Raw genomic sequence first — 19,863 nt, forward strand, 5'->3', positions numbered from 1 at the left:
GGAATTTTGTCGGTCAGGAAAACTGAATCTGGCGGTCAGTAAACTCAACTTTTCCGATCTTACGCGCGGATGGAAGATGGTGGCGCCGGTTTTCCTTTAATGCGGACGATTCGGGGTCATCGAGATGAATTCATCCTCTACGCACAGCAGCGAAGCTTCACGGGTTTCGCACGAGAACACAACGACGAGCACCGCAACGAGCACCGAAGCCCGCTTGTGGCTGACCGGCTTCGCGGTGGCTGCGCTATTGCTCGCGGTGATGGTGGGCGCGCTGGTCTGGAGCGCGTCCCGCGCCGTGGCGCAAAACAGGCAATGCGCGCGCAACGACTCCGCCAACGAGCGGCCCGCAAATCTCGACGACGCGTTCTTTCAGGATCCGTTCGCTCAGACCGCGTTGTTGCAGTCGATGCAGGCATGCTCGAAGTGAATCTGTCACTTGCGCGATTCGAAGGCCATCCGCACTGCGAGGCCCGTCAGCACGCCGCCCATCAGCCAGCGCTGCACCAGCAACCACAGCGGACGTCCGGCGAGAAAGCTCGCGATCGATCCGGCCATCACGGCGATCAGCGCATTGACCGCGAGGCTGATCGTAATCTGCACGCTGCCGAGCGCCAGCGATTGCGTAAGCACGCTGCCATGTCCCGGCGCGATGAACTGCGGCAGCAAAGACAGATACATGATCGCGATTTTCGGATTCGCCAGATTGGTGATGAAGCCCATGCTGAACAGCTTGCGCGGCGTATCGACCGGCAAGTCGCGCACTGCGAACGCCGAACGGCCGCCCGGTTTGACGGCTTGCCACGCCAGATAGAGAAGGTATAAAGCGCCGCCGAAGCGCAGCGCGTCGTAGGCGTACGGAACCGCGAAGATGAACGCGGTAATCCCGAATGCCGCGCAGAGCATGTAGAACACGAAGCCCAGCGCCACCCCGCCCAACGAAATCAGGCCGGCGCGTCTGCCCTGGCAGATCGAGCGGGAAATCAGGTAGATCATGTTCGGCCCGGGCGTCAGTACCATTCCCAAGGCCACGAGGGCGAACATCAGCAAATGCGCGAAATCCGGCATAACCCATCTCCAGAGAAAGTAGGTAATGCCCAGGCGCGCGGCGGCTAACGACCCCATGCTCCCCGATAGTGCTCTATCCGTATGCGCCAGTCACATGGGTGCGGCGATTATTGCACGGCCTCGCCGTCCCAAGCCATTCCTCCACCAGCGGGAGGTCCCACTCGCTGTCAACCCGCAAAGGCAATACCGGCGATAATGGCGCTCTTTGCCTGCGCCCTCCGTTCGCACTCCGAACGCGCCGCTGCCGCGCCGCCGCCAGAACATCGTTTCGATGCACCCATGACCCACGCTACCGCCGCCCGCCTGCCCGCTTCCGCCGCCCCAAACTCACCGCGCTTCCTGCTGTTCATGATCTGCCTGTTCGCGTCCGCCGGACAGCTCGCGATCGACATCTATGTGCCCGCGCTGCCCGCGATGGCGCACTACTTCTCGACCTCGCCGCAGGCGATCCAGAGCAGCGTGACCGGCTACATGGCCGCCTACGCGTTCGGCCAGCTGGTCTTCGGCCCCATCGCCGATGCGTACGGCCGCAAGCGTGTGCTCGCGTTCGGGCTGTCGACGTATACGGTCGGCTGCCTGCTGTCGCTCGCCGCGCCGAATCTGGAGACCTTCCTCCTCGCGCGCGCGTTGCAGGGCTTCGGCATCGCGACCACCAACCTGCTCGCGAAAGCGATCATCACCGACTCGTTCGCCGGCATCGCGCTGGTCCACGCATTCACCTATATGTCGATCGCGTGGGGGCTCGCGCCGATCATCGCGCCGGTGATCGGCGCGCATCTGCAGACCGCGTTCGGCTGGCGCGCGTGTCTGGTGTTCCTACTGCTTTATTCGCTGGTGATGTGGGCGCTGTTGTGGCGTTATCGCGAGACCTTGCCGAGGCCGGTGCATCTCGAAGTGCGCACGCTGGTCGCGAACGCGCGCAAGGTGCTGTCGAGCCCGGTGTTCCAGAGCTGCTTCCTCGCGCAGGGGCTGTGCTACAGCATCCTGCTGGTGTTCAACATCGTCGGGCCGTTCATGGTGCAGACCACGCTGCACAAGCCGCCGACCTTCTTCGGCTATCTCGCGCTCGGCATCGGCATGATGTATTTCCTCGGCGGCCTGTCGAACCGGCTGCACGGCCCGCGTCTGCCGACCGCAGAGCAACGCCTGCTGCTCGGCTCGCGGCTGATGGCGGCCGCGGCGGTGGCGATGCTGCTGCTGTCGCTGACGGTGGGCCTGCGCGTGTGGACGCTCGCGGCGCCGGTGCTGGTGATGGGCTTCTGCGCGGGCGCGATGTACCCGACGCTGATGGCCAAGGGCAATTCGCTGTTCCCGCACATCGCCGGGCTGACCAGCGCGATTCTCGGCTGCGCGCTGCTGCTGGTGTCGTCGGCGATGATGGGGCTGGCGGGCTTCGTGTCGGTGCAGATCCTCGCGCCGCTCGCGCTGTTTTTCGTGGTGCTCGCGTTCGTCGTCGTGCTGATGGTGGCGAAGCTGCTGCGCCACCTCGCGCAGGCGCAGCCGGGTGGCGCCGTCGCGGCAGGGCGCGAGGCGGCGTAAGCGATGTGAATGAGCGGCGTACGCGGGCACGGCCGGCCGCGCCGCTACAACAACCGCAAACCCCCGTCGCACTCGATCACCGCACCCGTCATGAACGGGTTCTCCAGCAGAAACTGCAACGCGTGCGCGACGTCGTCGGCCTGGCCGACGCGGCGCACCGGCAACGTTTCACGCTGCTGACTAAACAGCTCGTCCTTCACGCTGGCCGGAAACCTGTCCCACCACGGCGTATCGACGACGCCCGGCGACACCGCATTGACCCGCAGCGGCGCCAGCTCGCGCGCGAGCGTGCCGATCATGCTCTCCAGCGCGCCATTGATCGCGCCCAAGCCGGCCGTGCCCGGATTCGCGATACGCGCAGAAATCGCGGTGAGAAACGTCAGGCTGCCGTCGCTGCGCAGCGTCGGCAAAGCGCTCTGCGCGGCTTCCAGTTGCGGCCAGAACTTCGCTTCGAAACCGCGCCGCAACGCCGCCAGGTCCAGCTCGGCAAAACGGCCGGCGCCCTCGCCGCCCGATAGCGTCAGCACCAGATGATCGATGCGGCCCTGCTCGCCGAAGAAGCGTTCGAGCGCGCCGCGATCGCCGCAATCGAGCGCCGCGCCGCTTACCCGCTCGCCGAGGCCGCCGAGCCCACTGATCGCGCGATCCAGTTTGGCGCGCTCGCGCCCGACCGCGACGACGCTCGCGCCGGCCGCCGCGAGCCGCGCCACCGTCGCGAGACCGATTCCCGACGAACCGCCCAGCACCACGACCTTCTGATTCTGCCAGTCCATGTCCCTGCTCCTGTGAGTGAATGGAAGTGAACGGAACGACCCGTGGCAGTAGAATGCGCGCTGCACGCCCATCACTCAAATCGTTTGGGATCATGGCCAACATCATTGAAAATGATTTCCGCCGTTTCGACCTGAACCTGCTGCTGGCCTTCCGCGCCTTGCTGGCCGAGCGCAGCGTCACACGGGCCGCGCAGCGGCTCTTTCTCGGCCAGCCGGCGATGAGCGGCGCGCTCAGACGGCTGCGCGCAACCTTCGGCGACGAGCTGTTCGTCCGCACGCCGCAAGGGATGACGCCGACGCCGCGCGCGCTCGAACTCGCGCGGCAGATCGAGCCGTTCCTGCAATCGCTGCATCAGGCGCTCACCCAACCTGCCGTGTTCGAACCCGCGCACGCACAGCGGGTGTTTCGCATCGGCCTGAGCGATTCGTTGGAAGTCCTGTTGATGCCGGAGATCATGGCGCGCGTCGCCGAGCGCGCGCCCAGCGTGAAACTGATCGCACGCACCACCGATTCGACGCGCGCCGCCGCGATGCTCGACGACGGCACGATCGAACTCGCGCTCGGAGTATTCCGCGAGTGCGTGCCGTGGCAGCGGCGGCTGCCGCTGTTCGCGTGGCGCTTCGTCAGCGTCTATAACCCGGCCCTCGTGAAAACGCGGCGCAAACAGCTATCGATGGAAGAGTTTCTGCGCCATCGCCATATCCTCACGTCGTTCAGCGCGGGGCTGCATGGCTTTATCGACGACCGGCTGGAAATGCAGGGTCTGCGACGCGAGGTGGTATTTTCCAGTTCGAACTTCGCGACCAGTCCATTCATCGTGCAACGCACGGCGGCGATCGCGACGGTGCCGGATTTCATCGGCCGCGTGTGGCGCGACACGCTCGGTCTCGCGATGAGTCCGCTGCCGTTCGACGTGCCAGGTTACGAAGTGTCGGCGATGTGGGCCGCCGCGCACGATCAGGACCTGGGCCTCGCGTGGCTCAGGCGCGAATTCGCGGACGCGTTCGGCACCGGCGACGCCGCCGCGAATGCGGCTTCCTGACAGCCGCGTGTGCTAGGTTTGCAGGTCACGCGAGCGCTATCGATCCGCTCGCGCTCCATTCACGCCAGGAGGAATCTCCGATGACTCGCATCGCTAAAGGCACCTTCATCGTTTCCATGCAACCGCTGCCGTTCGACAACGCGGAAGACGAAGCGAAACTCGGCCGCATGTCGATCGACAAGCAGAGCTCCGGCGACCTCGTCGCGACCACCCGGGGGCAAATGCTGAGCGCGATGACCGACGTGAAGGGCTCGGCCGGCTACGTCGCGATCGAACAGGTGAGCGGCACGCTCGCCGGCAAACAGGGCAGCTTCGTATTGCAGCACAGCGGCACGATGAAGCGCGGCGCTTCTTCGCTGGCCGTGACCGTCGTGCCGGATTCGGGCACCGGCGAGCTAGCCGGCATCGAAGGCGAGTTCAGGATCGAGATGGTGGACGGCGCGCATTCGTACGAGTTTGCTTATCGACTGCCCGGCGATTGAAAAGTCGCCGCGTGGCCGGCTGTTCGACGCGCGGCATTCGCGCGGCACTCGCCCGGCTCACGCCGCGCTCATAAGCCGAGGCAAACCGCGCCGCTCGCGATCACCACGCACGCGAGCCAGCGCCTCGCGCTGACCGTTTCGCCGAGAAACATCCGCCCGATCAGCACCGCGAACACCACGCTCGTCTCGCGCAACGCCGAGACCGAGCCCATCGCGCCCGCCTGCAACGCCCAGATCACGATCCCGTACGCGGCGTACGACACGAGGCCGCCGGCGAGCGACGAGCCGACCGCCAGCGGCGTTTCGCGCAGCGGCATCCAGAGCGCCGCGACGCCGCGTTTTGCGACGAACAGCACCGGCATCAGCCAGTAGAACAGGAACATCCACGCGGTATAGGTAAGCGCCGCGCCGCCCGACAGCCGCACGCCGATTCCGTCGATCACCGTATAGACCGCGATCGTCGCGCCGGTGACCAGGGCCGCCATGCCCACCGCGGGGGAGACCCGGCCTTTCTGCCACGCCAGCGCGATGATCCCGCCCGACACCATCACGATACCGAGCGCATGCAGCGCGCCGATCGGCTCGTGCGCGAACAGCGCCGCGCCGAGCGTGACGAGCAGCGGCGACGAGCCGCGTGCGATCGGATACGCCTGGCCGAGGTCGCTGCGCCGATACGAGCGCACCAGACTGACGTTGTAGACGATATGCACGAGCCCCGACGCGACGACATACGGCCACGCCGCCGATGGCGGCAACGGCAGACGCATCACGATGAAGGTGGACAGCGCCGCGATCGCGACGCTCATCCACGTCATCGACAGAAAGCGATCGCGGTTGCCGTGCAACAGCGCATTCCAGCTCGCGTGCAGCACCGCGGCAAAGAGAACGGCACCACCGGTGTAGGTGAACATAGGGGGAGAGTTGTCGGGAAAGGCTGACGCAAAGCGGGCATCGGCTCACGCGGCGTCAAGTCAAAGCACGTAGCTTAGCCGCGTTGCCGGGCACGAACAAACATTCGACCCCGCAGTGCGCGCGCACTGAAATCGTTTCCGCGCTGCCCGCTCATTCATCCCGCATCGACGCCGCGACTTTTGAGATAAGGAAAACCCTGGTGCTCCCGCGATTATGCTCAATCGACATTCCGGGTTCGCAAACGTTTGCCGATAATACGGCGCGCATTCAAACGCGTGGCGTCGGCGGATCCATTGCTGCGAAAGCGTTTGCGCATCTATTAAAACTGAGAGAGAAAAATGAAGGGAAAAACATCGAGGGTTCTGGCCGCATCGGCCTTGTATCTGAGCGCGCTGACCAGCGCCTGCGCGACCGGCGTCTACGCGCCCTATGCGGACATGACGGCGTGGCCGACTCCGCAGCTCGACGTGATCGGCGTACAGAACGGCATCCAGCAGTTCACGATGGCCTTCGTGGTCGCCGCCGGCAGCAAGCAGTGCGTGCCGTCGTGGGGCGGCGTGCAGAACATCGGCCCGGGAAATAGCTCCGACCTGCTCACGTCGCTGTCGACCTCGCTGACGAACTACCGGGCCAAGGGCGGCGAAGTCGCGATCTCGTTCGGCGGCGCCAACGGCACGCCGCTGATGCAGGCCTGCTCGACCGCGTCCGCGCTGCAAAGCGCGTATCAGACCGTGATCGACAGCTACTCGGTGACGCATATCGACTTCGACATCGAGGGCGCGGCGCAGCAAGATACCGCGGCGATCACCCGTAACTTCCAGGCGGTGCAGGCGTTGCAGACCGCGGCAACCGCGAAGGGCGCGACGCTGCACGTGACGCTGACGCTGCCGGTGATGCCGACCGGGCTGACGCAGGACGGCGTCAATATTCTGAACTCGGCGATCTCCAACAAGGTCACGTTCGACGCGATCAACGTGATGGCGATGGACTACGGCAGCGCATCGATCGAGATGGGCACCGCGGCCGCCCAGGCGGCCTCGTCGCTGTACTCGCAGCTCGATACCGCGTTCAAGTCGGCCGGCCAGACCAAAACCGACGCGCAGCTGTGGCAGATGGTCGGCGTCACGCCGATGATCGGCATGAACGACGTGCAGGGTGAAACCTTCACGCTCGCTGACGCGCAGACGCTGCTGAACCTCGCGCGCAGCGACGGTTTCGGTCTGCTGAGCAACTGGTCGGTGGGCCGCGACCAGTCGTGCCCGAACAACGGCGCGTACACCGCGTCGGATTGCTCGGGCATCACGCAAACGCCGTATGGGTTCGCGACGATTTTCCAGCAGCTCAACGGCTCCTGGGGTAAGGGCGTGACGAAGGACGCGTCGTACGCGGGCGGCTCGAGCAGCGGTTCCAGCGGGAGCAGCAGCTCGGGGAGTTCGTCGAGCGGCTCGTCGGGCAGCGGCTCGTCGGGCAGCGGTTCGTCGGGTAGCGGTTCCAGCGGCAGCGCGAGTTCCGGGTCGTCGGGCTCGGGCAGCACGGGCGCGACCGGCGGCACCACCACGACGCCGGTGGCGGGCGTGGCATGGTCGGCGACGCAGATCTATACCGCCGGCATGACCGTCACGTATCAAGGCTCGACGTACAAGGCGCAGTGGTGGACCCAGGGCGAAGTGCCGGGACAAGCGGCGGTGTGGCTGCAAACCGGCGGTGCGACCCCGACGTGGTCGTCGACGATGGCCTACACCGGCGGTTCGTGCGTGACGTACCAGAGCGCGAAGTACTGCGCGAAGTGGTGGACCCAGGGCAACCTGCCGAGCAGCGGCGGGGTGTGGGTCAAGCAGAACTGAGCACAAGCGATGTGAGCGGAGCGCGCGCACTCGCACCCTCGCTTCGATAACGACGGCCGCCGGTGTGAAACCGGCGGCCGTTGTATTTCAACGCTCCACGCGAAGCCGGCGCGACGTTTCCTGCCGCGCGATCTGAATGTGGCGCGCTTTTGTCCGATATTCATCAGGTCACGGCAAATCGCGTGACCTACACTGGTTTTCGCCATGCGACTTTGCGGCATGGCTGACCCACGAAGTCATCCTCGCGCGGACTTGCGCACACCTCTTCTGTACGCGTCCGCGGACACCCGCCGTCATACGCCGGCCGGGTAACAGCGTTTCGTCGCTCACTACTTCGGCCCATCCGCGGGTTCTCTCGCCGCGTCTTCCGGGAACAGCCGGCCGCTCCGCTGGCCGCTCGTCCTCCCCCGCTGTGTTTCGACGCGACGATGCCCGCGGGCACCGCGGCCTTTCCCTTTTCATTGCGTGAATTCGAATCAGGCGCCATGCCCCGGAACCGGGGTGCGGCTGCACGCCACCAGATCGAGCGCCTGAATCGCCAACAAGGAGATGATGATGAACATCCGTTATTCAGGCATCCTGTCGGCCACCGCCGCAGTGGTGCTGCTGTCGTTCAGTGGCGCAGTGCAAGCCGGCGGCGGCCGCGGTGGTGACGACGGCGGCGGCGGCGGTACCTGCTCGACGGCCACGCTCAATGGCGCGTATGGCTTTATCGGTCACGGAGAAATTCTCGGCCTGCTGGATTCGAGCAACGTGCTGCATCCGTTCGCCAGCCCGTCGATTCTCGATGACGTCGCGCTCATCACATTCAACGGCAAAGGCACCTTCACCCGCACCGATTTCGGCAGTATCAACGGCGTGCCGAAAGGCGGCGATACCGGCTTCAATCCGTTTCAAAGCGGCACTTATACGGTGAACGCGGATTGCACCGGCACGATGTCGGTGGTTTATACGGCGGGTGGCTCGGTGCCGGCCAATGTCGAAACCGATCTGAACATCGTGATCGTCGACGACGGCACGCAGATCGAGTCGGTCGTGTATCGGGCGTCGGTTCCTTTTGCACAATCGGCTCCCGGCTATAGCTGCCCGATGAACTGCGTGCAGGGGGTGCAGGAAAGCTTCGAAGGCAAGAAGGTTTCGGCGCGTGGGTTCAGGTAGGGGCTTTGGCGTGAGTAACGATGGCCGCCGGAGTGACGATCCGGCGGCCGTTGCGTGTTTTATGTTTCGCGTTGCACCCGCCGACGTGCCGAAGCAGATCAGCGCCGACGCGAGCACTCGCGGATCGCGCAACGCACTGAGCGCGCCGGCCATGAACCACGCGGCCGCGACCGTGCGCTGGCGGGTCGGAAACCACAGGCTCAGATAACCGCCAAAAATGACCGGAGAAAAAAAGGCCCATACGTTGATGGGTCGAAAACTCCGGTCGCTCATTCCGTGATTATGAGCGCTGGCCCCGCAATCTCCGCGGCGGCTCCGGGACGCAGCTGATGCGACTCACTCAATCTGCTTGAACAGTCTGTCAACTGGCGCTGAGTGTCGCGAGACGATAAAAACCTCAACGCCACTCATTGAGCATTCTGACCAGGCGGCCTCACCCACGGTAATAACCTTTAACTCTTTGCCGCCTTTTTCGTGAAACGTAATGTGATAGACCTGACGCCACAGTTGCTCGCCGTCCTCGTCCTTGCCGATCTTTTCGGATGCCAGTTGCACGGCTCGGGTTTTCGAATGGTCGATCTTTGCCGGGTCAGTTAGACCCCAGTTTGTCAGTGCAACCTCGGCGACGTTGGTGGGATATCTGTCGCATGGTGGTGACTTCGCCAGACATAACGTGGGAAGAGACATCAGCATGATGGCAAAAGCGCGTCTCACGGTTACTGCACCTCCAACCATCGTTATTCCTCGCTTCCTTTTCATAAAAATATCGCTGTCCGCTGCGGGCCACATCTTCTCAGCCATGGACGACCAGAACGGCTGAAACTCGCGCGGCGGAGAGGGATTCAGGCGGAAAGCCTGACTCCCCTGTCAGGCAGCGCTATGCGCAAAGCCACCTCACCACGCCGATCCTGCAAGATATCCAGATCACGCTCGCCGATATATGCGCCCGAGACTACGATAATCTGAAGCCCCACATATGGAAGTTTCTGCCATTCCTGTGCTTTTCTCACAGCTTTTTCGATTGCCTGCCGGTCATCCTTCGAGAGCGCTGTCGTGTTGAACGGCAACTGTAGATCCACGTGCTCAACAAAGCGATATCCGGTGGAGGTTTGCCGCTCCGCCTTCATGCCGTCGACTACTTGCCCTGAGAAAGCTGGTCCGCAAAGACTCACGCATAAGCTAAACACGCCGGCAAGGGTGCGGAACTTGTAATTCATATTTTTTCTATTTCGTCTGTATCAAAAGTGGCTACATATCCGGCTACTCTCACCACTCTTGATGCTATTTCGGCGGTGGATCATCGCACATCCATTGACAACTGCCCGCGCAGATCGGAGTCAATTCGATGTAAATCGCTTGAACAACGGGTTCGCCGTCGGGACGCTTCACCACAAAAAAATCCATCATGGTTTTAGGCCAGACGTATATCGCCTCGCTTTTCATGCCCAGTTCCGTCAAATACGCTTTTACCAGCTCGCCGCGACGCTGTTTCAGACTTTCCAGATCGCGTTCGCCTGTATAAGCCCCAGCAGTGACAAATGCCTGAATATCGACCTTTGGCCACGCCTTTGTACCTTCAAAAGCCGCTGCAATTGTCTGGCGCTGTTCTTTCGAAAGCTCGGTAGTGTTAAATGGCAACTCCAATTCAACGCTTTTAAGGAATCGGCAGGTTCCCGCCGGCTTCGGAGCCACTTCCTGCGAGTGCTCGGCGTAAGCCGATTCGCAACTCCACACGCACAAGGCGAGAGCCGCGGCCAGAGCGCGACACCGTAGATTGAGTCTTGTGGCCTTCATTTCTTTTCGATATCGAAAGTTGCGATATATCCCGTTATGCTGTCCGCGTTCTCAAACGCTCGTTCGGGATTATTGCTAGCCCAGAACCGTGCCCCGGCTTCCGAGTCCACATAAACGTGATCATCGGAATTGAAGGTGTCGGTGAAGTGGGTGCATTCGTGGATAATCGTCTTCACCTTGCAACCTACCGACAGCCTGCCGAACGGTTTCTCGCAGTAAGCTGAATGGATAGCGATAATCCGCTTTTCCGAATCGGGCTTGCACACAGAGGCTTGGGAATCCGGTTTGTGTGGTTTGAGGCTACATGACATCGGTTTACCTGTTCGACTGTCCCACCGAATTATATTTTCGGGTACCAGTTGCTGCATCGCCTTCATCAACCGCGGCAGTCTCGTGCCGAGATACGTTCGCATTTCTATGTCTGAGCGGGCGAAAAAAGCTCGCGCGCGATCCTGCTCCTTTTCTTCCCAGAGTGCCACGGCCTTGATGCGTTGTTTGATCAAACTAACGCCGATATCTCGTGCCCTCATGACTTCCTTTCTGAACTCCTTATTGGTCATGTTCGGGCAGATCGGGGTCGTATTGATGACCACTTCCACCAATGAATTGGGGTTCGCGTTTGTCCATGGCCCAGGATGCACAACGACCCAATCGTCATCTTCCACTTCTGTCGGCATTCTGAAGCCGTGCTCGTTGTTATTCATATCTCAGTGCTCCAATTCCAAAGTTACATGCTTTAATCGCGAGGTTGCGATGCGCTCGGTCCTGCCTTGTGAATCCGTCACTCCGGACTGGATCGGCTTGCCACTATCGAGAATGCGGTACGGCACGTTCGGGACCGGATTGCCTTCGTCATCCTTGACGACGTACCGCTCGTAGTAACGACCCGGCGAGCGAGGAATGCACTTGCAACCCAACGGCTCCCCGATCGCATGCCGCATGTCGTAACCGCATGACAATGCCTTGATTGAACTGATCGGGATCATTTCGCCAGTCTGATGGTGCATCGTCTGTGCGTATGGCACGTCCGGGAAACTCTTGAATACCTTGAATGTCACGCGCCAACCAATGCACTCCTGTCCGTTCGCCCCCTCGAACGCTTCGTTAAACTTCTTTTTCATATCCGCAATGATGTCCGCTGCGGGCCGCATCCTCTCAGCCATATGGTCTCCCATTGGTGAATGGCGCGCATCGCGTGCGGGCCATTCCGACCGCACTGCAATGCCGCCGGTTACTCTCAGTCCTTATTGGTTTGAGGTCGGATCAAAGCTAGCGCGATCTCGTCGCACACGTCTTTAAGAATTGTCCTAAAGAACTTCTTTTCTCTGATCTAAAACAGCAAAGACGACATTTATCAAATCGGAAGATCGAAGCAGGACGGGAGTTGGCGGGAATGAGGGGGAAGATAGGCCGACCGAACGGCGGCCCGAGCGGAGAAAGAAAATCCCAACGGCACTTTGAAATGCTTACGGAGTGTGGCCACTTGCAGAAGAGTTCGAGCGAACCCTCAGCTTTTCGCCGCGTCGTTTCGGTACATGGGTTCTGGTAGGGGCTTTGAGTGTGAAACGACGATGGCCGCCGGAATGATGATCCGGCGGCCGTTGCGTGTTTCATGTTTCGCATTTCACGTCGTCGGGCAATCCTCAATGACCATGCCGCTCTTCCACTCCAACCGGCGCCCGCCTCGTCTGCCGGCTCAACATCAACGTCACCACCGCCGACACCGCCAACGTCGCGCCGACCACATACAGACCCGCCGAATAACCGCCGGTCACGTTCTTGAGCCAGCCGATCGCAAACGGTCCGACGAAGCCGCCCAGGTTCCCCACCGAATTGATCATCGCGATCCCCGCAGCCGCGCCCGCACCCGACAGGAACATGCTCGGCATCGCCCACAATGGCGCCTTGGCCGCGCTGATGCCGATATTCACGATCACCAGCGCCAGCACGATCATCAACGCGCTCGTCGCATTGCCGGCGAACAGGAAGCCGACACAGGCCAACGCGCACGGAATCACCACGTGCCACGTGCGCTCCTCGGTACGGTCCGAGTGCTTCGCCCACAGCACCATCGCGATCACCGCGAGCACGCTCGGCACACCGGCGAGCAAGCCCGTTTCGAACGAACCGAAGCCGTATTGCCGAATGATCAGCGGCGCCCACAAGCCGAGCGTATAAAGCCCCGCCGACGTGCCGAAGTAAATCAGCGCCAACGCGAGCACTCGCGGATCACGCAATGCACTGAGCGCGCCGGCCGTATGCCCGGTATGCGTCTGCCGCGCCTCGGCCTCGCTCCTGAGCTTCGCGATCAGCCAGTCGCGCTCGTCCGGCTGCAACCACTGCGCTTGCGCGGGCTTGTCGGTCAGATACTTGAGCACAAAGAAGCCGAGCACGATTGCCGGCACCGCTTCGATGATGTACAGCAACTGCCAGTCGGCGAGGCCGGCGATCGGCGGCAGCTTCATGATCGCGCCGGACAGCGGCGAGCCGATCGCGGTCGAGATCGGCGCGGCGGCCATGAACCACGCGGCCGCGACCGCGCGCTGGCGGGTCGGAAACCACAGGCTCAGATACAGGATGATGCCGGGAAAGAAGCCCGCTTCCGCGACGCCGAGAATGAAGCGCAGCGCGTAGAAACTGTTCGGCCCGACCACGAACGCGGACGCGAGCGACACGATCCCCCACGACACCATCACGCGCGCAATCCAGCGGCGCGCGCCGACCTTGTGCAAGATCAGGTTCGATGGCACTTCGAACAGAAAGTAGCCGATGAAGAACAGCCCGCCGCCGAGTCCGAACGCGGTCGGCGAAAGTCCGATCGCCTTGTTCATCGTGAGCGCGGCAAAGCCGACGTTCACGCGATCGAGAAAGCTCACGAAATACAGCAGCATCACGAACGGGATGATCCGCAGCATCAGCTTGCGGGACACCCGGGTTTCGAGTTCGGAAGTCATTGTCTCCTCCTGCGGCGCGCGGCGCGAAACGCCGCGCGCGAGCTTTGACGCCGGCCGTCGTTGGGCCGTACTGATTAGATGAGGTTGGTGCGACGCGAGCGCGCCGGCCCGATGTTCAGCCCGATGTTCAGCCCGACGTTCAGCCCGTCGTTCAGCCCATCTTCAGGCCGCGTTCGCCGCCGGCGCCACCGCCTGCTCGATGAACGCGCACACCGCCGCGGTCACCTGCGCGGTGGTCGCGTTGCCGCCCAGGTCGCGCGTATGCAGCGCGTTGTTCGCGGTCACCGCTTCGATCGCCTGCATCACGCGGCGCGCGGCGTCGGTTTCGCCGAGGTGTTCGAGCAGCATCACGACCGACCAGAACGTGCCGACCGGATTCGCTAACCCCTTGCCCATGATGTCGAACGCGGAGCCGTGGATCGGCTCGAACATCGACGGATAGCGGTGCTCCGGATCGATGTTGCCGGTCGGCGCGATGCCGAGGCTTCCCGCCAGCGCGGCCGCGAGGTCGCTGAGGATGTCGGCGTGCAGGTTGGTCGCGACGATCGTGTCGAGCGTGGCCGGCCGGTTGACCATCCGCGCGGTCGCGGCGTCGACCAGCTCCTTGTCCCACGTGACGTCCGGAAACTCCCTGGAGACTTCGAGCGCGATCTCGTCCCACATCACCATCGCGTGACGCTGCGCGTTGCTCTTCGTGATCACCGTAAGCAGCTTGCGCGGGCGCGACTGCGCGAGCCGGAACGCGAAGCGCATGATCCGTTCGACACCGGCGCGCGTGAGGATCGACACGTCGGTCGCCGCCTCGATGGGATGGCCCTGGTGCACGCGACCGCCGACGCCCGAATATTCGCCCTCCGAATTTTCCCGCACGATCACCCAGTTCAGGTCCTCCGGCTTGCAGTACTTCAGCGGCGCATCGATGCCGGGCAGGATGCGGGTCGGGCGCACGTTCGCGTACTGGTCGAAGCCCTGGCAGATCTTCAGCCGCAGACCCCACAGCGTGATGTGGTCGGGAATGTCCTTGTCGCCCGCCGAGCCGAACAGGATCGCGTCCTTGTCGCGGATCGCGTCCAGGCCGTCGGCCGGCATCATCACGCCGTGCTCGCGGTAGTAGTCGCCGCCCCAGTCGAAGTTCTCGAACTCGAACGCGAATGCGCGGGTGCAGTTCGCGAGCGCTTCGAGCACTTGCGCGCCGGCCGGCACGACCTCCTTGCCGATGCCGTCGCCGGGGATGGTTGCGATGCGATAGGTTTTCATGTCTCCGTCCTTGGTGAAGGGTGTATGGCTTCACTCTAGCGCGCTCGCCCGGCTAAAAACCGGTGCTAAACTCAAAGCATCTTTAACCTGAATTCACAAGTGAAATGGCTGCCAACGCGCTGCGGAACACTGTCCAGCCGGCCGATCTGAGCTTTTTTTCGACGCTCGCCGCCAGCGGCAGCCTCAGCGCGGCCGCGCGCGAGCTGGGGCTGACGGCCGCCGCGGTCAGCAAACGGCTCACGCAGATGGAGCAGCGCGCGGGCGTCGCGCTGGTGAACCGCACCACGCGGCGGATGATGCTGACGCCCGAAGGCGAGCTGTACCTCGCGCACGCGCGGCGGATTCTCGACGAGATCGACGAACTCGCCGAGCTGCTCGGCGCGGCGAAGCAGACGCCGAAGGGGCTGCTGCGCGTGAACGCGACGCTCGGCTTCGGGCGCGGTTATGTCGGGCCGGCCATTTCGCGTTTCGTCGCGAAGTACCCGCAGGTGTCGGTGCAGTTGCAGCTGTCGGTCACCGCACCGCCGCTCACCGACGACAGCTACGACGTCTGCATCCGTTTCGGCGAGCCGCCCGATACCCGCGTGGTCGCGCGCCGACTCGCGCCGAACCGGCGCCTGTTGTGCGCGGCGCCGTCGTACCTCGCCGCGCGCGGCACGCCGCTCAACGCGCGCGACCTGAGCCGCCACGACTGCATCGGCATTCGCCAGGGCGACGAAGCGTACGGCGTGTGGCGACTGACTTCCGGACGCGGCGCCGCGCGCAAGACGGAAAGCGTGCGCATCAAAGGCACGCTGACCACCAACGACGGCGAGATCGCGGTCAAATGGGCGCTCGCGGGCCACGGCATCCTGATGCGCGCGGAGTGGGACATCCGCCAATATCTGGCCGACGGCTCGCTGGTTCAGCTGCTCGCCGATCACGACACGCCGAATGCCGACATCTTCGCGGTCTATTCGCCGCGCCATCAGATGTCGAACCGGATTCGCACGTTCGTCGAGTTCATCGCGCAGGATTTGAGCGGCGCCGCGGGCTCGCTCGCGTAGGGCTTCTGGTATCGTAAAGCGCGATAAACCATAAGCCGGAACCCGCGCCATTCCCCGGCGCGGCGCTCCTTCAGAGGCAAACCACACAAAGAGAGATGGGTAACGATGCGCAGACCTAACCCGGCGCTCCATCGTAGTCAGCGCATGCCGATGACGCGCGCGCGGCGACGTATTCTGATCGTCGGCGCGATCGTGCTGTTTGCTGTAGTGGGCTGGATCATCGCGCTGGTGCTGCAACCGGCGTTCCAACGCACGATCGTCATTACCACCGGCGCGGACAACGGCATCTATCGCGGCTTTGCCGATCGCTACGCGCCGCTGCTCAAACGCGAAGGGATCAAGCTCGACATTCGCAGCTCGTCGGGCTCGGTCGAAAACTATCAGCGCCTGACGGACCCCGACAGCGCATACCAGGTCGGCTTCATCCAGTCCGGCACGGTCACCCCGCGAGACACCGACGCGCTGCAGACGATCGCCGCCGTCTCGTACGAACCGATCTGGGTGTTCTACCGCGGCGACGCGACAGTCGACCGGCTCTCGCAACTGCGCGGCAAACGCATTTCGATAGGCGTGCCGGGCAGCGGCCTGCTGAACGTTTCGCAGACGCTGCTCGGCTATAGCGGCATCACGAACCAGAACACCACGCTGCTGCAAATGGCCGCGAACGACGCGTACCAGGGGCTCGAAAGCGGCCAGATCGACGCGGCGTTCTTCATCGGCCGGCCGGATGCCGAGATGCAGCGCACGCTGCTCACCAGCAACCTGAAGCTGATGAGCTTCGCGCAGGCCGATGCGTTGGCGCAGAAATTCCCGTCGCTGTCGAAGATCGTGTTGCCGCGCGCGTCGACCAGCGTCGCCGACGATCTGCCGCGCCACGACGTCACGCTGCTGGCGGCGACCGCGCTGCTGGTGTCGAAGGACACGCTGCATCCGGCGCTCGTCTATCTGTTGCTCGACGCGGCGCGCACCGTGCACGGCGGCGAGGACTACTTCACGCCGCTCGGCACGTTCCCGAATCTGCGCACCGAGGAATTCCCGATCTCCGACGAGAGCGTGCGCTACTTCAAATCGGGCCGGCCGTTCCTGTATCGCTATCTGCCGTTCTGGCTCGCGAGCCTGATCGAGCGGCGCCTGCTGATCCTCGTGCCGTTCCTCGCGCTGCTGATCGGCCTCGTGCAGGCACTGCCGCGCCTGCTCGAAACGCGGATGAAAAAGCGCCTCGTGGTCTGGTACCGCGAGATCAAGGCGCTGGAAGACGAAGTATGGAAAAACCCTAATCCGACCCGCGCGCAGATCGCCCAATGGAATGAAGAAATCGAAAGCATCGACGCGAACGCGAGCTTGATCCGGATTCCGTATCAATACTTTCAGGATGTTTATGCGTTGAAACAGGCGATCGGGATCGTGCGCGACCGGATTGCGCACGTCGCGGAGAAGGTGGGCAAATAGCCGCGTGCCGCTTGCAGGCCATGCACATTTGCGGGACGCCGGTTGCCGCGCGGTGCGTTGATTTTCCGCGCGGCCTCGCCGGCTAAGCACATAGCGTTAAGCAAGCAAAAAATCTCTGTGAAGGAAATCAAACGATAGTTCGATTCAATTGGCAGGCTTGCCGATCGCATCCTGTAATGAACACCTGCTGTCCGCGTTCCGGCAATTGCCGCCTACCGTGTTTTCCCGGAGAGATCCTATGTCGCAGCCTGAGCCGAACATTGAGGAAGTCGTAAAAAGCATCGCCGAAGAAACCGATACGCCGCCTGAAACGGTGTCCCGGATGTACACCGAAACGCTCGCCGATTATCGGCATCAGGCCCGCGTGCTGGACTACGTGCCGCTGTTCGCGGCGAAAAAGGTTCGCAACGAACTGCGTCATCGCAAGCACTGACCCGCTCGCGCGCGGCGCGTGGCGCCGGGTGCGTGGTCCCAGATTTCGCGCCGGTCGTGGAGCTAACAATCGCGCGACGAATTTCCTATCCTGACGGTTCATCAACTTTCCGCGGGCGCGCCGCCGCCCGCCGACCGCTCAGGAACCTCATCCATGTCCGCTTCGCCGCAGATTCGCGCTGTCACCCGTGACGACTTCGCTGCCTGGCTGCCGTTGTGGGACGCGTATAACGCGTTCTACGGCCGCGCCGGCGAGACCGCGTTGCCGCGCCAGATCACGCACATTACGTGGAACCGTTTTTTCGACGGCTACGAGCCGATGCATGCGTTCGTCGCGGAGCGCGAAGGACAGTTGCTCGGCCTCGTGCATTTCCTCTACCACCGTCACACCACACTGGCCGGCCCGACCTGTTATCTGCAGGACCTGTACACGCTCGACAGCGAACGCGGCAAAGGCGTCGGCCGCGCGTTGATCGAAGCGGTGTATGCGCGCGCGAAGGCCGACGGCGCCGAGCGCGTGTACTGGCTCACTCACGAGACCAATCACACCGCGATGCGGCTGTACGACAAGGTCGCGGACAAGTCGGGCTTCGTCGTGTATCGCAAGGCGTTGTAACTTGCAACGCGGCGCCGCAAAGACGAAAGGCGCACCCTCGGGTGCGCCTTTCGTTTCATTACTGCGCCGGCAATTACGCGGCGACTCGCATCAAGCCTCCAACTGCTCCAGCACCTTCCCCTTCGTCTCGATCCCGAGGAAATGCACCGCGACCGCCGCGAGGAACGGCACCGCCGCGAGGATATAGAACGCGACGTCGAGGTTGCCGCCGATCATCGTCTTCGACACGATCGTCGGCGCGAAGATCGCCGCCACCTTCAGCCACGCGCCGCCGACTCCGCAGCCCATCGCGCGGATGCTGGTCGGGTACAGCTCCGGCGTGTACACGTAGGCGGTGATGAAGCCGCTCGCGAGAAAGCCGAGCGCCAGCGCGCAGCAGGTCGCAACCACGTACACTGACGAGTTGTGCAGCACACCGGCCATCGCCAGCGAAATCGCGCACAGCACGAACGAGATGTTGATGATCGGCTTGCGCCCGACCGTATCGACCAGCAGCGCGCAAGCGAGCGAACCGAGCACGCCGAGCACCGAAGCGGCCACCGCCAGATTCAGCGCCAGTTGCAGCGGCGCGTGATAGACGGTGCGATAGATCGTCGGCAGCCATGTCGACAGACCGTACTGGATGAAGCCGCAGGTGATCCACAGCATTGCAACCGCCAGCGTGCGCTTCAGATAGGCCTTGCCGAACAGGTCCGCGACGCGGCGCTTCGGATGGCGATTGACCATCTCGTCGAACTCCTGCGCATGCGCGACCGGCGGCAGCGGCACCTTGGCCGCGCGTTCGAATGCGAGCACCGCGGAATCGGCTTCGGCCATCCGGTCGCGCACCGCGAGCCAGCGCGGCGATTCCGGCACCAGCTTGCGCAGCACGAAGAACAGGATGAGCGGCGCGCCGCCGATGAAGTACATCGCCTGCCAGCCGAAGCGCGGCACGATCCACGCGCCCATCGCGCTCGATGCGAGCAGGCCGATCGGGAACACGATCTCGTACAGCAGCACGAAACGTCCGCGGCCATGCGCGCGGCTGATTTCGTTGATGTAGGTCGCGGCCACCGGCAATTCGCCGCCGAGCCCGAGGCCTTGCACGATGCGCAGCGCGACGAACACCGCGAAAGTCGGCGCGAAGCCGCACGCAATACTCGTAATGCCGATAATCCCCGAGCTCAGCGCAATCGCCTTCACGCGGCCGGCGCGTTCCGCGTACCACGGAAACAGGAACGCCCCGATCAGTTGTCCGACCGAGCCCGAGCCGAGCAAAAAGCCGATGTCCCACGGCGTCAGGTTCCACTTCGCGATCAACAGCGGCAGCGTGGTCGCGATCGCGATGACGTCGAAGCCGTCGAAGAAGGTCGCCAGTCCGATCAGGATCCGCGCGCGCACCTGCAACCGGTTGCGCGGCATCCGCTCGAGACGGGCGATGATGGAGCCCTGCGTAACCGCGCCAGCAACGCCGGCGCTGCTGCGGTCTCCGGTAGTGTTATCGATGGTTCTCATGCCAG

21 protein-coding genes and 1 riboswitch are annotated in these 19,863 nt (G+C 63.2%); of the genes, 10 read left to right on the plus strand and 11 right to left on the minus strand.

Annotated elements, in window-relative coordinates:
• Positions 1 to 124 precede the first annotated feature (124 nt).
• Positions 125 to 427, plus strand: coding sequence for a hypothetical protein (locus LJ656_RS13870; protein ID WP_230509978.1), 303 nt, complete (start codon positions 125 to 127; stop codon positions 425 to 427).
• A gap of 5 nt (positions 428 to 432) precedes the next feature.
• Here the strand turns inward: LJ656_RS13870 and LJ656_RS13875 are convergent, their stop codons facing one another.
• Positions 433 to 1,065: a LysE family translocator gene (locus LJ656_RS13875; protein WP_230509979.1), complete on the minus strand. Its 633-nt coding sequence runs from the start codon at positions 1,063 to 1,065 to the stop codon at positions 433 to 435.
• 20 nt (positions 1,066 to 1,085) lie between these two features.
• Positions 1,086 to 1,169, minus strand: a riboswitch (ZMP/ZTP riboswitch).
• A gap of 175 nt (positions 1,170 to 1,344) precedes the next feature.
• Here LJ656_RS13875 and LJ656_RS13880 point away from each other — a divergent pair.
• Positions 1,345 to 2,604, plus strand: coding sequence for a multidrug effflux MFS transporter (locus LJ656_RS13880; protein WP_230509980.1), 1,260 nt, complete (start codon positions 1,345 to 1,347; stop codon positions 2,602 to 2,604).
• Positions 2,605 to 2,648: 44 nt separating this feature from the next.
• On the opposite strand, the gene LJ656_RS13885 is transcribed toward LJ656_RS13880, so the two are convergent.
• Positions 2,649 to 3,377 (minus strand): SDR family oxidoreductase, encoded by a 729-nt coding sequence (locus LJ656_RS13885; RefSeq protein ID WP_230509981.1) that lies wholly within the window; start codon positions 3,375 to 3,377, stop codon positions 2,649 to 2,651.
• A gap of 92 nt (positions 3,378 to 3,469) precedes the next feature.
• Between LJ656_RS13885 and LJ656_RS13890 the strand changes: the two genes are divergently transcribed.
• Together LJ656_RS13890 and LJ656_RS13895 are read left to right on the plus strand one after the other, a co-directional pair.
• Entirely contained in the window at positions 3,470 to 4,420 is a 951-nt protein-coding gene (locus LJ656_RS13890) for a LysR family transcriptional regulator (RefSeq protein ID WP_230509982.1), read from the plus strand.
• Between the two features lie 80 nt (positions 4,421 to 4,500).
• A complete protein-coding gene (locus LJ656_RS13895) occupies positions 4,501 to 4,902 on the plus strand; it encodes a DUF3224 domain-containing protein (RefSeq protein WP_230509983.1) in 402 nt (133 codons plus the stop codon).
• Between the two features lie 68 nt (positions 4,903 to 4,970).
• Here LJ656_RS13895 and LJ656_RS13900 read toward each other — a convergent pair whose 3' ends face one another.
• Positions 4,971 to 5,813, minus strand: a complete 843-nt coding sequence (locus LJ656_RS13900) for a DMT family transporter (RefSeq protein ID WP_230509984.1) — start codon at positions 5,811 to 5,813, stop codon at positions 4,971 to 4,973.
• A gap of 339 nt (positions 5,814 to 6,152) precedes the next feature.
• Between LJ656_RS13900 and LJ656_RS13905 the strand changes: the two genes are divergently transcribed.
• Together LJ656_RS13905 and LJ656_RS13910 are read left to right on the plus strand one after the other, a co-directional pair.
• Positions 6,153 to 7,658, plus strand: a complete 1,506-nt coding sequence (locus tag LJ656_RS13905; protein ID WP_230509985.1) for a chitinase — start codon at positions 6,153 to 6,155, stop codon at positions 7,656 to 7,658.
• Positions 7,659 to 8,213: 555 nt separating this feature from the next.
• Positions 8,214 to 8,816 (plus strand): hypothetical protein, encoded by a 603-nt coding sequence (locus LJ656_RS13910; RefSeq protein ID WP_230509986.1) that lies wholly within the window; start codon positions 8,214 to 8,216, stop codon positions 8,814 to 8,816.
• Between the two features lie 336 nt (positions 8,817 to 9,152).
• Here the strand turns inward: LJ656_RS13910 and LJ656_RS13915 are convergent, their stop codons facing one another.
• The 7 genes from LJ656_RS13915 to LJ656_RS13945 form a co-directional block, all read right to left on the minus strand.
• Positions 9,153 to 9,617 (minus strand): hypothetical protein, encoded by a 465-nt coding sequence (locus LJ656_RS13915; protein ID WP_230509987.1) that lies wholly within the window; start codon positions 9,615 to 9,617, stop codon positions 9,153 to 9,155.
• A gap of 41 nt (positions 9,618 to 9,658) precedes the next feature.
• Positions 9,659 to 10,033, minus strand: coding sequence for a hypothetical protein (locus LJ656_RS13920; RefSeq protein WP_230509988.1), 375 nt, complete (start codon positions 10,031 to 10,033; stop codon positions 9,659 to 9,661).
• A 64-nt stretch (positions 10,034 to 10,097) separates the two neighbouring features.
• Positions 10,098 to 10,610, minus strand: a complete 513-nt coding sequence (locus tag LJ656_RS13925; RefSeq protein WP_230509989.1) for an OmpA family protein — start codon at positions 10,608 to 10,610, stop codon at positions 10,098 to 10,100.
• A complete protein-coding gene (locus LJ656_RS13930) occupies positions 10,607 to 11,314 on the minus strand; it encodes a M35 family metalloendopeptidase (RefSeq protein WP_230509990.1) in 708 nt (235 codons plus the stop codon). The genes LJ656_RS13925 and LJ656_RS13930 overlap by 4 nt, the downstream gene beginning before the upstream one ends.
• Positions 11,315 to 11,317: 3 nt before the next feature.
• Positions 11,318 to 11,773, minus strand: coding sequence for an Ig-like domain-containing protein (locus LJ656_RS13935; protein ID WP_230509991.1), 456 nt, complete (start codon positions 11,771 to 11,773; stop codon positions 11,318 to 11,320).
• Positions 11,774 to 12,253: 480 nt separating this feature from the next.
• Positions 12,254 to 13,564: an MFS transporter gene (locus LJ656_RS13940; RefSeq protein WP_230509992.1), complete on the minus strand. Its 1,311-nt coding sequence runs from the start codon at positions 13,562 to 13,564 to the stop codon at positions 12,254 to 12,256.
• A gap of 162 nt (positions 13,565 to 13,726) precedes the next feature.
• Positions 13,727 to 14,821, minus strand: coding sequence for a tartrate dehydrogenase (locus LJ656_RS13945; RefSeq protein ID WP_230509993.1), 1,095 nt, complete (start codon positions 14,819 to 14,821; stop codon positions 13,727 to 13,729).
• A gap of 119 nt (positions 14,822 to 14,940) precedes the next feature.
• Here LJ656_RS13945 and LJ656_RS13950 point away from each other — a divergent pair, with 119 nt between their 5' ends.
• The 4 genes from LJ656_RS13950 to LJ656_RS13965 all read left to right on the plus strand — a co-directional run bounded on the left by LJ656_RS13950 (position 14,941) and on the right by LJ656_RS13965 (position 18,364).
• The gene (locus tag LJ656_RS13950) at positions 14,941 to 15,867 is read left to right on the plus strand and encodes a LysR family transcriptional regulator (RefSeq protein WP_230510185.1); all 927 of its coding nucleotides are present in this window, start codon (positions 14,941 to 14,943) and stop codon (positions 15,865 to 15,867) included.
• Between the two features lie 150 nt (positions 15,868 to 16,017).
• Positions 16,018 to 17,316: a TAXI family TRAP transporter solute-binding subunit gene (locus LJ656_RS13955; protein ID WP_230510186.1), complete on the plus strand. Its 1,299-nt coding sequence runs from the start codon at positions 16,018 to 16,020 to the stop codon at positions 17,314 to 17,316.
• 238 nt (positions 17,317 to 17,554) lie between these two features.
• On the plus strand, positions 17,555 to 17,749 hold the full coding sequence (locus tag LJ656_RS13960; protein ID WP_230509994.1) for a DUF3562 domain-containing protein: 195 nt from the start codon (positions 17,555 to 17,557) through the stop codon (positions 17,747 to 17,749).
• Positions 17,750 to 17,902: 153 nt separating this feature from the next.
• Complete coding sequence (locus tag LJ656_RS13965) at positions 17,903 to 18,364, plus strand: GNAT family N-acetyltransferase (protein WP_230509995.1); 462 nt, start codon at positions 17,903 to 17,905, stop codon at positions 18,362 to 18,364.
• 90 nt (positions 18,365 to 18,454) lie between these two features.
• Here the strand turns inward: LJ656_RS13965 and LJ656_RS13970 are convergent, their stop codons facing one another.
• Positions 18,455 to 19,858 (minus strand): MFS transporter, encoded by a 1,404-nt coding sequence (locus LJ656_RS13970; protein WP_230509996.1) that lies wholly within the window; start codon positions 19,856 to 19,858, stop codon positions 18,455 to 18,457.
• Between the last annotated feature and the right edge of the window lie 5 nt (positions 19,859 to 19,863).

Origin of the sequence: Paraburkholderia sejongensis, assembly GCF_020880815.1 — a bacterium.
Lineage (GTDB): Bacteria > Pseudomonadota > Gammaproteobacteria > Burkholderiales > Burkholderiaceae > Paraburkholderia > Paraburkholderia sejongensis.

Coding starts and splice junctions, on each gene's coding strand:
- LJ656_RS13870 (WP_230509978.1), top strand. CDS start 125: ATGAATTCATCCTCTACGCACAGCAGCGAAGCTTCACGGGTTTCGCAC.
- LJ656_RS13875 (WP_230509979.1), bottom strand. CDS start 1,065: ATGCCGGATTTCGCGCATTTGCTGATGTTCGCCCTCGTGGCCTTGGGA.
- LJ656_RS13880 (WP_230509980.1), top strand. CDS start 1,345: ATGACCCACGCTACCGCCGCCCGCCTGCCCGCTTCCGCCGCCCCAAAC.
- LJ656_RS13885 (WP_230509981.1), bottom strand. CDS start 3,377: ATGGACTGGCAGAATCAGAAGGTCGTGGTGCTGGGCGGTTCGTCGGGA.
- LJ656_RS13890 (WP_230509982.1), top strand. CDS start 3,470: ATGGCCAACATCATTGAAAATGATTTCCGCCGTTTCGACCTGAACCTG.
- LJ656_RS13895 (WP_230509983.1), top strand. CDS start 4,501: ATGACTCGCATCGCTAAAGGCACCTTCATCGTTTCCATGCAACCGCTG.
- LJ656_RS13900 (WP_230509984.1), bottom strand. CDS start 5,813: ATGTTCACCTACACCGGTGGTGCCGTTCTCTTTGCCGCGGTGCTGCAC.
- LJ656_RS13905 (WP_230509985.1), top strand. CDS start 6,153: ATGAAGGGAAAAACATCGAGGGTTCTGGCCGCATCGGCCTTGTATCTG.
- LJ656_RS13910 (WP_230509986.1), top strand. CDS start 8,214: ATGAACATCCGTTATTCAGGCATCCTGTCGGCCACCGCCGCAGTGGTG.
- LJ656_RS13915 (WP_230509987.1), bottom strand. CDS start 9,617: ATGGCTGAGAAGATGTGGCCCGCAGCGGACAGCGATATTTTTATGAAA.
- LJ656_RS13920 (WP_230509988.1), bottom strand. CDS start 10,033: ATGAATTACAAGTTCCGCACCCTTGCCGGCGTGTTTAGCTTATGCGTG.
- LJ656_RS13925 (WP_230509989.1), bottom strand. CDS start 10,610: ATGAAGGCCACAAGACTCAATCTACGGTGTCGCGCTCTGGCCGCGGCT.
- LJ656_RS13930 (WP_230509990.1), bottom strand. CDS start 11,314: ATGAATAACAACGAGCACGGCTTCAGAATGCCGACAGAAGTGGAAGAT.
- LJ656_RS13935 (WP_230509991.1), bottom strand. CDS start 11,773: ATGGCTGAGAGGATGCGGCCCGCAGCGGACATCATTGCGGATATGAAA.
- LJ656_RS13940 (WP_230509992.1), bottom strand. CDS start 13,564: ATGACTTCCGAACTCGAAACCCGGGTGTCCCGCAAGCTGATGCTGCGG.
- LJ656_RS13945 (WP_230509993.1), bottom strand. CDS start 14,821: ATGAAAACCTATCGCATCGCAACCATCCCCGGCGACGGCATCGGCAAG.
- LJ656_RS13955 (WP_230510186.1), top strand. CDS start 16,018: ATGACGCGCGCGCGGCGACGTATTCTGATCGTCGGCGCGATCGTGCTG.
- LJ656_RS13960 (WP_230509994.1), top strand. CDS start 17,555: ATGTCGCAGCCTGAGCCGAACATTGAGGAAGTCGTAAAAAGCATCGCC.
- LJ656_RS13965 (WP_230509995.1), top strand. CDS start 17,903: ATGTCCGCTTCGCCGCAGATTCGCGCTGTCACCCGTGACGACTTCGCT.
- LJ656_RS13970 (WP_230509996.1), bottom strand. CDS start 19,858: ATGAGAACCATCGATAACACTACCGGAGACCGCAGCAGCGCCGGCGTT.